The sequence below is a fragment of the Thermincola sp. GK-1 genome (assembly GCF_059412445.1).
The window spans coordinates 49,419-65,743 of the sequence record NZ_JBSQAT010000014.1; the positions used below are offsets into that span (position 1 = coordinate 49,419).

Sequence of the window (16,325 nt, forward strand, 5' to 3'; positions counted from 1 at the left end):
GGTGGGTGTGCAGTTCCGGGAAGTTGGTGAAGCATGACTATTACGCATCGTCTGTGGCTTGTTCTGGTTTTGACGGCCTTAATACATTTAATCAATACGCTTGGCTATTCTGTCCGCCTGGCTGGAGTGCGGACCCAGCGGCTGGCCTTGGCTTTTTCCCTGTGGAACGTCATATTTCTGATCTCCAGCACGGCCAATACCATTCAGGCGCCATTGATGGGTAAAATAATTGACCGGGCCGGCGCCATGGTGGCTGTCAACCGGCAGGAGGTTTTACTGGCCGTTAGCCGGGAAATGAGATTAGTGCTTTTGGCCGCTACCGTCGGGACTATCCTGGGGACGATTATGATACCCAGTTTTGTCAGGATTTTTACTAAAGGAATTTTTCTCTTTGAACGGGTCGGTTCTGTACCCGGAATGGTTAAGATGCTGTTGAGCCCGCAAAAAATCAAAAGCCTATTGGGCGCCGTCAGGTTGCCTGGCAAAAAACAGATTGCGCATATTTCGCGGCAAAAGGTACCTAAGCGGATTGTTGTTTTAAATATTCTGGTTACGGGAATTTACACGACGGGCGTTCTGTCTGCTCTTTACGCGGGGCTGATGGACATAAATCATGTCCGGACGGCCACCAATATGACCGGCATTATTAACGGGCTCGCGACGGTTTTAGGGGTTACTGTCATAGACCCCAAGGTGGCATCCATTACCGACCAGGCCGCCAGAGGGTTGCGGGCAGAGGCTGATGTTAAAGACATGACTGTTTATCTTGCTCTCAGCCGGATTGGCGGGACTATCCTCGCCCAGGCGATTTTCTTTCCCGCTGCCTGGTTTATTGTACAGGTGGCTAAATTGATTTAGCTTTCGAAACAACAGGTTGAGGCGAAATAACCGGATTTCCGGAAGTTTCAGGTGTCAAGAGAGGGGAATCGAGTTTGGATAAGGCTGCTGCTGCGAAAAGAATTAATGAGCTGCGCAAACAAATCGAAGAACATAACTATTATTATTACGTGCTGGACCGGCCCAGGATTACTGATGCTGAATACGACAGGCTAATGCGTGAGTTAACCGAGCTGGAGGAACAGTATCCCGATTTGGTCACGCCCGATTCACCCACGCAGCGGGTGGGCGGGGCTCCCGCCCAGGGATTTCAGAGTGTCCGCCATCTGGCTCCCATGCTGAGCTTGTCCAATGCTTTTTCCGCTGCAGATCTGCTTGATTTTGACAAAAGAGTAAGGAACGGCCTGGCAGGGGAAAGGGTGGAATATGTAGTGGAGTTAAAAATTGACGGGCTGGCTGTTTCCCTGCTTTATGAGAACGGGCGGTTTGTCCGGGGAGCCACCAGGGGCGACGGGGAAGTTGGCGAAGATATCACCCAGAATTTGAAAACGATTAAGAGCATTCCCCTGCGTTTGCGCCAGGATTTGGAGCTTCTGGAAGTTCGCGGGGAAGCCTACATGCCGAAAAAAGAGTTTGCCAGGGTAAACGAAGCCAGGGAAGAAGCTGGCGAACCTCTATTCGCTAACCCGCGGAACGCCGCCGCCGGTTCTTTGCGGCAATTGGACCCGGCTGTCACGGCGGAACGTTCCCTGGACATTTTCCTGTATTCCCTTGGTGCGGTACAGGGACAAGCTCCGGTTAAAACCCACCTGGAAGGCCTACATCTTCTGAAAGACCTGGGTTTCAGGATTAATCCTAACATAGTTCTGCTGCCAAATATCAATGAGGTCATTGATTATTGCCAGAACTGGACGGAAAAAAGGCATGACCTGCCTTATGAGATTGACGGCATGGTGATTAAAGTCAATAGTTTGGATCAGCAGGCGGCACTGGGGTTCACCAGCAAAAGTCCCAGGTGGGCCATAGCTTATAAATTTCCGGCTGAACAGGCTGTAACTAAGGTCAAACGAATTTACGTGCGGGTTGGCCGGACAGGTGTGCTGACCCCTACAGCGGAATTGGAGCCGGTGCGGGTGGCCGGTTCCACTATCAGCAGCGCTACCCTGCATAATGAAGACATCATCCGGGAAAAAGACATCCGGATCGGCGATACTGTAATCATACACAAGGCCGGGGACGTTATTCCGGAAATAATAGAAGTGGTGAAAGAGAAGCGCTCGGGCCAGGAGCAGGAGTTCTTTATGCCTGCAGAGTGCCCTGTCTGCCACGGACCTGTCCGGAAACCGGCCGGTGAAGTGGCTGTCCGGTGCGTAAACAAAGATTGTCCCGGCCGGGGCCGTGAAGGATTGATTCATTTTGTTTCCAGGGATGCCATGGACATTGAAGGACTGGGGCCGGCGGTGATAGACCAATTATTGACGGCAGGCTTGGTTAAGGATGTCGCTGACCTGTATTACCTCAAAGCCGAAGACCTGATTAAACTTGAACGGATGGGTAAGAAATCGGTAGAAAACTTGCTCAATGCCATAGAAAGGAGTAAACAAAAAGACCTGGCCTCCTTAGTTTTCGCTCTCGGAATTCGCCACGTGGGAGCCAGGGCAGGCAAAATTCTGGCGGCCCATTTTGGCTCCATGGACCGCCTTAAAGAGGCGAGACAGGAAGAACTTACCGCTATTCCCGAAATAGGTCCCAAAATGGCGGAAAGTATTGTGGCCTATTTCCGGGACCCTGCCCATTTGCGGTTGATCGAGCGCCTGAGGGGAGCCGGAGTTAAAATGACCCAGGATATTCCGGAAAGGGGAGAAAGACCCCTGGAGGGCAAGACCTTTGTATTAACGGGTGCTCTGGAAAAATATTCCAGGAAAGAGGCCCAGGAACTCATAGAAAAACTGGGCGGCAAAGTCAGCTCCAGTGTAAGCAAAAAGACTGACTACGTGCTGGCCGGCGCCGACCCCGGTTCCAAGCTGGAAAAAGCCAGACAGTTAGGTATTACTGTCATTAGCGAAGATGATTTTGAAAGAATGATAAAATGATAAAGCAAGACTCTGGTTAAGATTTTTTAAAAATAATCTTGACAAAAATAGTATAGTTTTGTAAAATGAAAGTACACAAAAACGGTAAACAATTAAGGTGGGAATTGGTCATGCACATAAACCAGGCAACAGATTATGCATTCAGAGCAGTACTGTTCCTTGCTCAGCAGCCCAAAGGAAAGGTGGTGGAAGCGCAGGTTATTGCCCGGAAAGAAGTTATTCCCATGCGATTCTTGCTTAAGATTATGCCCTCCCTGATTAAAGCCGGCATTGTCAGGTCGCAGCGCGGGGTGGGCGGCGGATATTACCTGGCGAAGGACCCCAGGGATATCAGCTTTTTGGATGTAGTAACGGCTATTGAAGGGCCTGTGGCTATTAACAGGTGCCTCATAGATCCCGAATACTGCAGCAAAAAAGGTCCTCCTGGCTGCAAAGTGCACAGGGCCCTGGACGGTATTCAGAAAAAGTTGTATAACGAACTGAAAAACCATAACTTTGGCAATCTGATAAATTAAATTTTTTTACGTTAAAAGTATACTAAAGTAGTGTATAATTTTTACTCCAAAAGTATACCAAAATAGTAAACAATAAAAAATGGGAGGTTATGCCATGGATGCCGTATTTTTATCCAGACTGCAATTTGGTCTGACTGCATTTTTTCACTTTCTTTTTCCGCCTTTGAGCATCGGCCTGGCTACAATTATTGCCGTCATGGAGTTTCTGTACTGGCGGACCGGTAAGGAAGTTTACGACCGGATGTCCCGGTTCTGGTTTAAACTTTTTGCCATTATCTTTGCTGTCGGGGTTGCCTCCGGTATAACGATGGAGTTCCAGTTTGGCACCAACTGGTCGGAGTACTCCAGGTTCGTCGGTGATATTTTCGGTGCGCCGCTTGCCGCTGAGGGAGTTTTCGCTTTCTTCCTGGAATCAACCTTTATGGGCCTGCTGCTTTTCGGCCGCGACAGGATTTCCAAAGCCATGCGCTTTTTTGCATCTTTCTTTGTGGCCTTAGGGAGTACCTTATCGGCTTTTTGGATTATCGTGGCCAATTCCTGGCAGCAGACGCCGGCCGGCTTCCAGATTGAAGGAGGCAGGGCCGTGTTGACCGACTTCTTTGCGGCTGTGTTCAATCCGTCTACGATACCAAGATACTTGCACACTGTTGATGCTTCCTACATTACCGCTGCTTTCTTTGTCATCGGTATCAGTGCCTGGTTCCTTTTACGCAATAAAAATGTAGAAGTGGCCAAAGGTTCCATGAAGATTGCCCTGATATTTGCCCTGTTTGCCGTGGTGGCCCAGGGGTTCCTTGGTGATATGCACGCCAAGCAGGTTGCTGTTACCCAGCCCGCTAAACTGGCGGCCTTTGAAGGAATGTGGGAAAACAGTGCCAATGCCTCATTAAATCTTATCGGCTTTCCTGATCCGCAAAAGGAAGAAACCCGATTTTCTATCGGTGTTCCCGGTCTCCTGAGTTGGTTGGTATACGGAGACACCAGGGCTGAGATAACAGGCCTCAAGGCATTCACGCCTGAAGACAGGCCGCCTGTTCTGGCTACCTACTGGTCTTACCGGGTCATGATCTTCCTTTTTGGCTGGTTTGTGCTACTGGTACTCTGGGGCGCTTACCTGTTCATCAAAGGCAGGATATATACAGACAGGAGATTCCTTAAGACGGCTTATTATTCCATGCTGTTGCCACTGGCCGCTAACGAGTTCGGCTGGTTCGCAGCGGAAATCGGTCGTCAGCCCTGGATTGTCAACGGGTTACTTAAAACCGGGGTTGCCGTTTCACCACTGCCCGCCGGTGAGATATTGCTGACCATCCTGTTGTTTGTTGTGGTATACAGCGGTCTGTTGGGGGCGCTGGTCTACTTGATTCGGCGGGAAGTAAAAAAGGCGGCTGTAGAAGAAGATATGACCGCAACTTCTGCTGTTTCCCTTTCCGGCACAGTCCCGGTACAGCAATAATTGGGGGTGGGGAATATGGATTTAAACACAATATGGTTCCTGTTAGTGGGTATATTAATTATTGGCTATGCCATTTTAGACGGTTTTGACCTGGGCGTGGGTTCTCTCTATTACTTACTTGGAAAAACGGAAGAGGAAAAACAGGTACTGTTAAATTCTGTGGGCCCCTTTTGGGACGGGAACGAAGTATGGCTCTTAACGGGCGGCGGAGCGCTGTTCGCGGCTTTTCCTCAGGTATATGCCTCCGTTTTCAGCGGGTTTTACCTGGCGATGATGGTGGTCCTGCTGGGATTGATTTTCCGGGCCGCGGCCATAGAGTTCCGCAACAAGGTTGAAAGCGAGACGTGGAAAAAGAGATGGGATTTCCTCTTTTTCCTGGGCAGTTTTTTACCGGCCCTGCTGTTTGGGGTGGCCGTCGGCAACGTAGCTAAAGGGTTGCCTTTGGACAGCGCCTATAATTATACGGGCGGTTTCCTGGCGCTCCTCAATCCTTATTCTCTGCTGTTGGGTTGCCTTGGTTTGGCGGCCTTCCTGATGCAGGGAGTCACCTATACCATGCTGAAAACGGAAGGCGCTGTTCAGGAGCGGGCCAAAGGTCTGTTTACCAGGATATGGATCGTATTTGTGGCTGTTTATGTAATATCGGCAGTAGCTACTTATATCGTTGCACCCGGTTTGTTTGCGAATTACGCCAAAATGCCGGCGCTTTTCCTGGTGCCTTTACTGGCCCTTGCCGGTATAATACTGGGGCCCCTGTCTACCAAGGCCGGGCGGTATGGCATGGCTTTCCTGGCTTCATCGGTAACTATGGCCGCCATGATTTTGACTATGGCCCTGGGTATGTATCCCAACTGGGTGCCTGCCACAGACCCCAACCTGAGCTTAACTATATACAATGCGTCTTCTTCTCCGTTAACTCTTAAGATAATGCTTATTATTGCTCTGTTGGGAGTACCGGTAGTCCTTTTTTATACAACCTATGTTTACCGCGTATTCCGGGGTAAAGTCCAAGCCGGTCGGCAGGGGTATTAATTTTCGTTCGAAACCAACAATAATAGGGAACAATTTTAACTGGAAATTTTGTAAATCCAGTTTAAAAAACATATTATGTGAGGAGGAATGAATATGGAATTTGCTACTAAGAACGAAATTGGTGTTACAAAGGGAACCGCTGTTGAGGAGGCAGTGGACCAGAACTTCCGGGGAGAAACCATGGAAGTGGGCTTATACTTGGCCATGGCCAGGCAGGCCCAAAGGGAAGGATACCCAGAAATTGCCGAGGTCTTTAAGGCCATTGCCATGGATGAAGCCTGGCATGCGGCTAGGTTTGCCGAATTAAACGGGCTCATTAGCAGTTCTACCAAGGAAAACGTGGAAAAAATGCTGAAAGGGGAAACCATGGCCAACAAAGGCAAAAAGGAGGCGGCTGTAAAGGCCAAAGAAAACAATATTGATGAGGCCCATGATGTTTTTGACGAGTCGGCCAAGGATGAAGCACGGCATGCCCTGGCCCTGGATGGGTTACTGAAAAGATACTTTGGTTAGATGTTTTTAAAGCTCCGGGTAACCGGAGCTTTTTTTTGGCGGAATGCAAAATGTACAAAGTTTTGGTGAATAATAACCATAAATAATGAAAATGAGGTGGCAACATGGCTTTAGGAGAAACGGTTTACAGCTATTTTATGCCGCCGGTGAGTTTAATGGGCGCCGGCGCCGCCAAGCAAACCGGTGACCAGGTGAAAAATTTCGGAAGAAAGGCTTTAATCGTAACAGATGAGTTTTTAGCCAACAGCGGGATGGCTGAGCAAATTGCCGGCTACATTAAAGGGGCAGGAGTGGAGGTGGAAATTTATCCGGGAGCCGAACCCAACCCTACTGATAAGAATGTGCATGAAGGCGTGGAGCTACTGAAGGAGAAGGGGTGTGACGTGATAGTTTCCCTGGGCGGCGGCAGCCCCCACGACTGCGCCAAAGGAATAGGGATCGTCGCCACCAACGGCGGCTGCATCCGGGACTATGAGGGGATTGACAAGATGACCAGACCCATGCTGCCGCTGATTGCGGTAAATACCACCGCCGGGACCGCCAGTGAAATGACCAGGTTTGCCATTATTACCAATACCGATACTCACGTGAAAATGGCGATAGTGGACTGGCGGTGTGCACCCAATGTAGCTATTAATGACCCGCTGCTGATGACCGGCATGCCGCCGAGTTTGACGGCAGCCACGGGAATGGATGCCCTTACCCATGCGGTGGAAGCTTATGTATCTACAATTGCCACGCCGGTAACGGATTCGGCAGCTTTGATGGCTATCAGGCTTATTGCCCGGAACCTGCGGGAAGCCGTGGCCAACGGGGATAACTTTGAAGCCCGCGACAAGATGGCTTACGCCGAATTCCTGGCCGGTATGGCTTTTAACAATGCCAGCCTGGGTTTTGTGCATGCCATGGCGCACCAACTCGGCGGTTTATATAACCTACCCCACGGAGTTTGCAATGCGATTTTACTGCCTCATGTAGAAAGGTTTAACCTGATTGCCGCTCCGGAGCGGTTTGCCCATATAGCCGAGGCTATGGGTGAAAACATCAGCGGACTGTCGGTCCGGGATGCGGCTGACGTAGCGATAGAGGCCATTGAAATATTGGCTGAAGACATCGGAATTCCGGCGGGGTTGACGAAGCTTGGGGTGAAGGAAGACGATCTGGCGTTGATGGCGGAAAACGCCATGAAAGATGCCACCAGCTTTACCAATCCGCGCAAAGCAACCCTGGAAGACATTATTCAGATTTATAAAAATGCTCTTTAGATTTAATAGACATCCTGGATGTAATGATGAAAAAGAAAATTTTTTTAGGAGGTTTTTTATGAAAATATGCCGAGTAAATATGGCCAATTTATCTGTAAGTACTGAAGATGTGCCGGAAGAATGGAAATATCTCGGCGGCAGGGCTCTGACTTCGGCCATTGTGGCCAAGGAGGTTGATCCCACCTGCCATCCGTTGGGAAAAAGGAATAAACTCGTATTTGCGCCGGGCTTGCTTTCGGGAACAACGGCGCCCAATTCAGGGCGCATGTCAGTGGGCGCCAAAAGCCCGCTGACAGGCGGTATAAAAGAGAGCAACTCGGGCGGCACGGCAGCACAAAAGCTGGCCAGACTGGGTATCAAGGCTATCATTATTGAAGGGATGCCGGAAGGTGGTAAATACTATAACTTACATGTGGACAAAAACGGCATCAAGGTCCAGGAAGAAAAGGAACTCCTGGGTAAGGGCAACTATGAGGTAATAGACGTGCTTTCCCAAAAATACGGTGAGAAAATCGGCGTAATAACTATCGGACAGGCGGGGGAGTACCGGATGTCGGCGGCAAATATTTCTGTTAAAGACCCCCACGGCAATATACGCAGCGCCGGGCGGGGAGGGCTGGGGGCTGTTATGGCTTCTAAAGGGATTAAATATATTACTGTTGATGATACTGATGCACCTGGCGTACCGATAGTTAAGCCGGAGAAATTCAGGGAGGCCGCGAGGACTTTTGCTGCCGCTTTAAGAGAGCATCCCATTACGGGCGAAGGGTTGCCCAAGTACGGTACCAACGTACTTATTAATATTTTAAATGAAGCCGGTGGGCTGCCAACGAAAAATTTCCGGATGGGCAGGTTTGCAGGGGCTAACAAAATCAGTGGTGAAACGATGTACGATATCATTGTGGACCGAAAAGGCAAGCCCACCCATAACTGCCATGCCGGTTGTGTTATCAGTTGTTCTCAGGTGTATAATGACAAGGAAGGCAATTATGTTACCGCCGGGTTTGAATACGAAACCATATGGGGTTTTGGGGCAGTATGCTATGTTAACGACCTGGACATAATCGCCCAGGCAGACCGCATCTGTGACGATATAGGCATAGATACCATAGAGACAGCCGTGGCTATTGCCGTTGCCATGGAAGGGGGAGTACTGCCCTTTGGCGACGGGCCAGGTATGCTGGACCTGTTGAGGGAAATCGAGAAGGGCAGCCCATTGGGCCGGATAATAGGCAATGGGGCAGCCGTTACAGGACAGGTGTACGGTGTGACCAGAGTTCCTGTTGTAAAAAGGCAGGCCATTCCCGCCTATGACCCACGGGCGGTCAAGGGTATCGGGGTAACTTACGCTACCACTCCGATGGGAGCTGACCATACTGCCGGGTATTCTGTCGCCGCTAATATATTGAAAGTTGGCGGAGAAGTCAGTCCCCTGGCCAAGGAAGGTAACGTGGAACTGTCCAGAAACCTGCAGATTGCTACGGCCGCCATTGACAGCGCGGGCCTGTGCCTGTTTGTGGCCTTTACCTTACTGGATAATCCTGATGCGTTCCAGGCCATGATTGACCTCATTAATGCTCAGTATGGATTAAATATGACTGCCAACGATATTAACGACCTGGGTAAATCGGTTCTGGTAACGGAGTTGGAGTTCAACAAGGCGGCCGGCTTTACCAGGCAAGACGACCGATTGCCCGAGTTTTTTGAAGAAGAAATTCCACCCCACAATGCGGTATGGGATTTTACCGGCGAAGAACTGGATGAGGTTTTCGAGGAAATAGAGAAAGAAGAAAAAGTTCTAGTGCCTGTTTAAACATCCCCGAGAGTTTTAAAAGCGCCTATGAATCAAATAGGTGCTTTTTTATTTTTTTTACATAATAATTTTACCTGGCACATCCCTGGTCATTCTCCTATAAAATGCAGTAAGAAGCTGCTCATGTGGGAGATGATATTATGGCCGACATTTTTGCCCAAAAAGTCAGGGAAAACAGTTTTAAACTGTGCCGGGTATTAAAAAACAAAATTAACGAGATGGATTCTTTTCCGAGATGGATGCCCACCTTTTTACGCAGGCCCCTACAGTTTTTCAGGGATATTTTCGTGAAGCAAAAGATTATCGTTCAACTCAACGACAGATATGTCTCCGTTCTAACGGCGGGGGATAAAAAGATCCTGGGCTGCAAGGTTGATAACAGGCTGAATATTATTAACGGATTTTCTACTACTGTTAATATGAGGAAGCTGAAACAACTCATTATCCATGAGTCGGTGGCGGGAGTCTGGGTTGATCGCAAGGTAAAGGCCGTACTCGATGTGGCTGCGCCTGTTGTCGGTGCGCCCCCTGTATGGCAGACGGGTTACGAAGGGAAAGGCGTGGGTATTGCCATATTGGATACCGGAATATACCCCCACCCCGATTTAACCAGACCTGTTAACCGCATTATAGCTTTCAAGGACTTTATAAATAAAAAAACCCAGCCTTATGACGATAACGGCCACGGTACCCATTGCGCCGGCGATGCTGCCGGCAACGGTTATGCATCCAATGGCAAATATAGAGGGCCGGCGCCTAAAGCCAACCTTATAGGCGTAAAGGTCCTTGATAAAAAGGGCTCAGGCCTTTTGTCCCGTGTCATGGCCGGTGTTCAATGGTGTATGGAAAACAAGCGGCAATATGGAATAAAAGTGCTTTCGCTGTCAGTAGGCGTTAAAGCAACGGAATCATATAAAAATGATCCCCTGTGCCTGGCCCTGGGCAAGGCATGGGAAGCGGGACTGGTTGTCTGCGCAGCAGCCGGTAACGACGGGCCGGACCGGCAGACCATTAATTCCCCCGGCATTTCACCGGTAATAATTACAGTGGGGGCTGAAGATGACCGGAACACTGTCCGCATAAATGATGACCCGGTGGCCGGTTTTTCCAGCCGGGGGCCCACTGTGGACGGACTTGAAAAACCCGACCTGGTGGCGCCTGGGGTCAATATAGTTTCTCTTCGTTCCCCGTGCTCTTATCTGGACCTGCGCAGCAGGCGGGCCAGGGTAGGGAAGCACTACCTGTCTATGTCCGGGACTTCCATGGCCACACCGATTTGTGCCGGTGTTGCTGCTTTGCTCTTAGAAAGTTCGCCTCATTTGCAGCCCGATGATGTAAAAAAACTTTTAATGGATACCTGCCGAAAAATAAATTACAACCCCAATGCTGCAGGAGCAGGCTTAATTGATGCGGCTGCCGCTATACGCCGGGCCGGTTCCCCGCAGCTTGAACGCCTTTAATCATTCTCCGCCAGAATTGCTGCCCCCAGAGCTCCGATTATCTGCGGATTATCAGGTACATTAACCGGACAGCCCAGGGCATCGGAAAGAGCTTCCTGCATGCCCGGAATGCGGGCTACACCTCCGGTAAAGGTAACTCCTCCGACGGAGCCAAGAGAAGCGGCCATCGCAGCCGTTCGCCTGGCTATTGACCGGTATAGCCCTGAAACAATACGTTCCTTGGGAACGTTCTGGGTTAGAAGGCTGACCACTTCAGATTCCGCAAAAACGGTGCACATGCTGTTAATAGCTGCCGGTTTCGCTGGCGGCAGTTCTTTAAGCCGGTCTAACTCAAGGCCCAGGGTCATAGCAATAACCTGAATGAAGCGACCGGTACCTGCCGCGCACTTGTCATTCATGATGAAGTTTAATACTTTCCCGTCTTTGTTAATAAGAATGGCCTTACTGTCCTGGCCGCCGATATCGATAACCAGGTTGTTGGCGGGGAAAAAATAGTTGGCGCCCAAGGCATGACACGTAATCTCCGTTACTGCCCTGTCTAAAAAATCCAGGGCCACCCGGCCGTAACCCGTCCCTACAATGCGGGTCACGTCCTGCCGGGTAATTTTCGCTTCCGCCAAAGCTGCTTCGAAGACGGCTTGCCCTGCTTCCCCGGGGCTCCAGCCCGTAGGTTGGATGACCCTCGATAAGATTTTACCGTTACTCAGGATGACAGCTTTAGCTGCCACTGAGCCGACATCTATACCTGCATAAATCATTTTACCATCTCCAGGAAGGCTTCAATTCTGGTCTGCAGTTGGCCGGTATCTTCTTCGCTGAAGTCGCTTTCAATTTTTATGACAGGAATGCCGGCTGCCTGGAGGGCCTTTTCTACTTTCCGGTATTCAATGCTGTATGGCTGGCAAAAGGCCAGGTTATAATAAACCACACCGTCAGCATTGTATTCTTTGACCAGCCGGAGAATGTCCTCTATCCGGCCATTGTTAGGAGTGTAGCAGGCACAGTTTATATTCAGGGCACGCTCAGAGATGGCGGCCAACTGTTCATCGAGAGTAGCTCCGTCTTCCCGTACTGTTGTCTCAAAATACCTGGTGCCGGTACATGTTTCTTCGCAGACAACCACAGCGCCGCTCCCTTCGATAATGGCGTGCAGCTTCCAGCTCGGTATCGGCATAGGACTGCCCGTAATAAGGATTCTTGGGGCGCCTTTTTCAGCGATACCTTCACCTTTGGCAATCCGTTCCTCCAGCTCATCGCACAGGGCGTTGATCTGTTGGGTAAAACGTCTGGGGTCATCAAAAAAGGCCAGCTCACTTATCAGCAGCACGTCTTTGCCGGAGATGGGCGCCGGGTCTGCCTTACGGCAGTTATAGAGCCGTTGGAGGGCGGCTCTTTTTTCATTGGCAATTTTGATGGATGCGGCCAGCTTTTCGGCAGTTATGGCGACGCCTGATTCTTTCTCCATTTTTTCTTTAAAACGTCTTATTTCTTCCATCCAGAGGGCTTTATCAGCTTCTGCCCTGCGTTGGGGAAGTTCCATGACATGGGTAGGAATGAATTCGTCAAGAATTTCCCAGGCCTTTTTCTTACCGTCACAGGTGGTTTCACCGACCACAAAATCCGCTACCTGAAAATAAGGGCAGATGCGGTCGAGTTTGAAACCGACACTGGCTTTAATCAACGGGCACAAATTTCTTGGCAACACTTGTTCCCCGGTGGGAACAGGAAACTGGGCCCCGGCACATAGGCCGATACTGACGCCACCGGCAGCGGTAATTATCTCATCCGGCACAAAAACGCAGAAGGAGGCGACTACTTTTCCGCCGTTGGCTTTATGGTCCACTAATTCCTTCACTCTGATGCCGTGAATATCTCCTACCACAAAATCAAAGTAACCCATACCTTTGGGCCTGTTCTCCTGAGCCATAAAGAGCTTTCCGTATACTTCCGGCACAGGAGCCAAAAATTCATCATGCTTCTCTAAATCCATACCAAGGTCTTTCCACATCTGACGCCAATCATTACTCACGGTCTGTCTCCCCTTTCCAAAAAGTTCATAATTGAGTGACAGGAAATATATATTTTCTGTAAAGCAAACAAATTCCTTTATTTTAATGATAAAATTATTTAATGCAATAACTGCAAAATGATAAATAATTATGATTGCCGCTGTACCGTTGACCTGCAGTAAGCTGCTGCACCGGTGCAACAACCGTTGCTCCGAGGCTACGCCTTCCTTCGACCACGGAAGGGCGGGTGGGTTCTCCGCTACCAAGGAGCTTTGTGCTGCAAAACCTGGTCAGGCAGGCAGTGTTCCCGAACTCGATGGCTCGTGTTGCATTTCTCAAAAGCCAGGCCGCCTCCCGTCCGGTTACTCAGCATATGTTGCGTGCCGCAGATTGGAAAAGGGGAGGTTAAATGATTCCTCCGCTCCGGGCGAAATCTCCATCGGATAACCGCTCCCGCTTACGCGGCTCGCGGATCGATGGACGATTTAAGCCCCGCTCCGGAAAACATTTAACCTCCCTTATCGACAGCCTGGGGCGCCCTGCATAAGTTGAGCGCCGGACTTCCCGGCGGCCTTCGCCATCTTCGAACATGCGGGAACCCCCCGCCTGCCTGGCTGTGGTTTTGCGGGCGCAGTCGCTCCTTAACGGTAGCCTGAGAACCCCACCCCACCCTTCCACAGGTACAACGGATGCAGCGCTAGCGGCATGGGTATCTTTGTGGTTTTGTTAAATTAATGAAGTTTGCCCGCAGGGCAAACTACCTTTTTACCCCCGAGGCCGCAGGCCGAGTGGGGTTGAGCGGCCACCTGCCACCGGTCAGCAGTGCTTGCGCAACTTATCTGGCACCGAAGAAAATTTCAGAATAATGTGATAAATGTATTGGCAGTTAATGGTGGTTCAGGTATAATATAGACGTATTTTTGCTTTGTGGGGAGGGTTTTTCAGATGAAAAAATGCATTAATTTGCTTGTCCTTGTTCTCCTGCTTACCTTTAGCACAGCGGCAGTTGCCGAGGCTGCCGGCGACATCACGGTGCTGGTCAACAATCACAAAATAGCGTTCCCGGACCAAAAACCGTATATCGATAAAAACAACCGCACCCTGGTACCGGTGCGTTTTGTGAGCGAAGCTTTGGGCGCAAAGGTGGACTGGAACGGCGAAACCAGAGTTGTCACCATCAGCAAAGAAGACAGGACTATCACCCTGAAAATCGGCGAAAGCAAAGCCGCCGTTAACGGCCGGACCAGGTATTTCGATACCAAGGCGGTGATTGCCGGCAGCCGGACCATGGTCCCCCTGCGTTTCATCAGCGAATGCCTGGGCGCCACGGTGGAGTGGCTTGCCAAGACCAGGACCGTGAAGATCACGGTGAATAATGGATATACGATTCCGGAGGGGACGGACGTAATTGTTGAAATAGATCCCCCGGACAATAATCTTAATAAGGTTGATATTAATCTTACTGTAACACTTGGTAAAGAGCTGGAACCTCAATTTAATGATGTTTATAAGATTTTGGCCAGTAAATTCGGACCTGGGCCGGCTAAAGAAGTAACAGAATACATACGTCAGAAAAAGGACGAATGGTCGGAAGTGCCTGCAAAATGGTGGATTTTCAATGACCAAAAGGTATATGTTGCTTCAAATTCAGGTGACTTTGTTATTCAAATCACAGTGTGGCAGCCGGGGGTGAAATAGGTTGCAAATTGGCCAAAGAAATCTTGTTTTATTCATGGTATTAGTGGCTATGTTTGGTTTTGCCGGACTGACCTGGGGAAACACAGAAAAATATGTCCCACCGGTAAAACCACCTTTAACAATAACCGAAGCAAAAATTGACGACAATAACTATCTAAAACTGGAAGGCGGCATCCCGATAGAATATTTTGTTGATACTCCGCAAACAAAAGCCATTCCGGAAAACCAAAGGTTTTTGAATATAGAGATTTACCCTGAATTCAATAACACCCATCTGCTCTTTTACGGCTCACCGCACGGAAGACCCGGGGAAAAACCCCAAAATGGAGAATATCGGTATTCGGGGTATAACAGGTTTGGCGAGCATATCCCAAATTTAAATTGGCCTAACGATGTACAGCCAAAAAACAAATATCTGGATGATAATAAATGGATTTCTCACCCTTGGACAAATCCTAATGTTATAGATTGGAACAACATTCGTGGAGAAAAAATTGTACATGTTCCATATTTTGAACCCAAACCCGAATGGCGGCAAAACATCTGGTGGGGTTTAAAATTAATGCACGGGGATGAGTTCCGCGGGGATGAGACAGTACCCTGGGAACAGTACGTACACGTGCTGCAGCCGCCCACCTTCTGGGGTTGGGGCTGGGGTATCGCCTGGCACGATGAGCACGACGGACAGGGTATTTTGTACCGGACCATCCCAATAGCGCCGGAAAGTGTATTTGTAGATTGGGTACCGAACCTGTACGTAAAAGACTTCGACCCCGGCACTCCGGTAGAAACGGATCCTACAACGGGTGCAACGGTTTACACCGCCGAACCCTTCACCAGGTACACCGCCACGGTGACCTTCGGTATTGCTGCGGAAAACGAATGGATTAAGAGGCCGCCGCCGAAGCTACCCATCTTTATTGGAGCCGCCCACCAGATTGACCAAACCCATCACAAAGCTGTTTTAAAATATAAATCAGGGCGCGGTTCCATAGGCGGGTTAATAAGCGCTTTTCCCTGGGGTGCGCCGGTGGGCTATAAGTACCAAACCGTTACTTTTAATGCTAACAGGGCAGAGATAGTTGCCCAGTTTGACTGGACTGCCCAACCCCAATCAAAAAGCCTGACGGTCGGGGTCAATGACTGGCCGGGCTTCAGGTACCTGTACGAGGGAGATACGGGCCTCGTTTACGCTGATAACCGGCTTACCGTTCCATTAACCGTTAAACCGCTGCCTGATGCGTATGTGGCTAATATTACTCCGGGAACTGCGCTAACCGAGCCGGGCCAGGAATACCACGGCACGGTAACTTACGGATTAAAGGCAAACTTCCCCGGCCCGGTAGAAGTAAAACTGGGGTTAACCCATAACGGCTGGCCTGTATCCGGCATCCATGAACGGACGGTAGCTTTAAAACCCGGCGAAACAATAACTCTACCTTTTACCTGGCATGGCCAAAAAATGGGGCAAAACAGTTTAATCGAGGCCAAAATATGGCCCCAGGAACCCACTCTCAAAGACATCAACTGGCAGAATAACACCCGGCGGGTATTGATCAAATCCCATGTCACCGATATAGCCGTCACCAGTATAGCCCAACAGGAACCGGCTGTCGCCGGAACCGAAGAATTAG

14 protein-coding genes are annotated in these 16,325 nt (G+C 49.8%); 11 read left to right on the top strand and 3 right to left on the bottom strand.

All coding sequences use genetic code 11. The features are described from left to right. Window positions 1-33: 33 nt before the first annotated feature. The 9 genes from ACSNJE_RS12535 (at window position 34) to ACSNJE_RS12575 (ending at window position 10,984) form a co-directional block, all read left to right on the top strand. Window positions 34-858, top strand: a complete 825-nt coding sequence (locus tag ACSNJE_RS12535) for a lipid II flippase Amj family protein (RefSeq protein ID WP_474659593.1) — start codon at window positions 34-36, stop codon at window positions 856-858. Window positions 859-932: 74 nt separating this feature from the next. Next, on the top strand, window positions 933-2,930 hold the full coding sequence (gene ligA / locus ACSNJE_RS12540) for an NAD-dependent DNA ligase LigA (protein ID WP_495252783.1): 1,998 nt from the start codon (window positions 933-935) through the stop codon (window positions 2,928-2,930). 110 nt (window positions 2,931-3,040) lie between these two features. Then, on the top strand, window positions 3,041-3,445 hold the full coding sequence (locus ACSNJE_RS12545) for an RrF2 family transcriptional regulator (RefSeq protein ID WP_495252784.1): 405 nt from the start codon (window positions 3,041-3,043) through the stop codon (window positions 3,443-3,445). 94 nt (window positions 3,446-3,539) lie between these two features. Then, window positions 3,540-4,901, top strand: coding sequence for a cytochrome ubiquinol oxidase subunit I (locus ACSNJE_RS12550; protein WP_052218471.1), 1,362 nt, complete (start codon window positions 3,540-3,542; stop codon window positions 4,899-4,901). Window positions 4,902-4,916: 15 nt separating this feature from the next. Further along, window positions 4,917-5,933 (top strand): cytochrome d ubiquinol oxidase subunit II, encoded by a 1,017-nt coding sequence (cydB, locus tag ACSNJE_RS12555; RefSeq protein WP_013119740.1) that lies wholly within the window; start codon window positions 4,917-4,919, stop codon window positions 5,931-5,933. A 93-nt stretch (window positions 5,934-6,026) separates the two neighbouring features. Further along, a complete protein-coding gene (locus ACSNJE_RS12560) occupies window positions 6,027-6,446 on the top strand; it encodes a ferritin-like domain-containing protein (protein WP_013119741.1) in 420 nt (139 codons plus the stop codon). Window positions 6,447-6,550: 104 nt separating this feature from the next. Beyond that, window positions 6,551-7,711 carry an iron-containing alcohol dehydrogenase gene (locus tag ACSNJE_RS12565; protein WP_495252785.1) on the top strand — a complete coding sequence of 387 codons (1,161 nt, stop codon included), beginning with the start codon at window positions 6,551-6,553 and terminating at the stop codon, window positions 7,709-7,711. A gap of 58 nt (window positions 7,712-7,769) precedes the next feature. Beyond that, a complete protein-coding gene (locus ACSNJE_RS12570; RefSeq protein ID WP_495252786.1) occupies window positions 7,770-9,524 on the top strand; it encodes an aldehyde ferredoxin oxidoreductase family protein in 1,755 nt (584 codons plus the stop codon). A 140-nt stretch (window positions 9,525-9,664) separates the two neighbouring features. Further along, entirely contained in the window at window positions 9,665-10,984 is a 1,320-nt protein-coding gene (locus ACSNJE_RS12575) for a S8 family peptidase (protein WP_495252787.1), read from the top strand. Here ACSNJE_RS12575 and ACSNJE_RS12580 read toward each other — a convergent pair. From ACSNJE_RS12580 to ACSNJE_RS12590, 3 genes are all read right to left on the bottom strand, one after another. After that, window positions 10,981-11,742, bottom strand: a complete 762-nt coding sequence (locus tag ACSNJE_RS12580) for an acyl-CoA dehydratase activase (protein ID WP_495252788.1) — start codon at window positions 11,740-11,742, stop codon at window positions 10,981-10,983. The genes ACSNJE_RS12575 and ACSNJE_RS12580 overlap by 4 nt on opposite strands. Continuing rightward, window positions 11,739-12,992 (bottom strand): double-cubane-cluster-containing anaerobic reductase, encoded by a 1,254-nt coding sequence (locus tag ACSNJE_RS12585; protein WP_495252792.1) that lies wholly within the window; start codon window positions 12,990-12,992, stop codon window positions 11,739-11,741. The genes ACSNJE_RS12580 and ACSNJE_RS12585 overlap by 4 nt, the downstream gene beginning before the upstream one ends. A 406-nt stretch (window positions 12,993-13,398) precedes the next feature. Continuing rightward, window positions 13,399-13,584: a hypothetical protein gene (locus ACSNJE_RS12590; RefSeq protein WP_495252789.1), complete on the bottom strand. Its 186-nt coding sequence runs from the start codon at window positions 13,582-13,584 to the stop codon at window positions 13,399-13,401. A 354-nt stretch (window positions 13,585-13,938) separates the two neighbouring features. Here ACSNJE_RS12590 and ACSNJE_RS12595 point away from each other — a divergent pair, with 354 nt between their 5' ends. Both ACSNJE_RS12595 and ACSNJE_RS12600 read left to right on the top strand, forming a co-directional pair. Beyond that, window positions 13,939-14,691, top strand: coding sequence for a stalk domain-containing protein (locus tag ACSNJE_RS12595; protein WP_495252790.1), 753 nt, complete (start codon window positions 13,939-13,941; stop codon window positions 14,689-14,691). Window position 14,692: 1 nt separating this feature from the next. Beyond that, on the top strand, window positions 14,693-16,325 hold a 1,633-nt coding region (locus tag ACSNJE_RS12600; protein ID WP_495252791.1), incomplete at its 3' end, for an Athe_2463 domain-containing protein.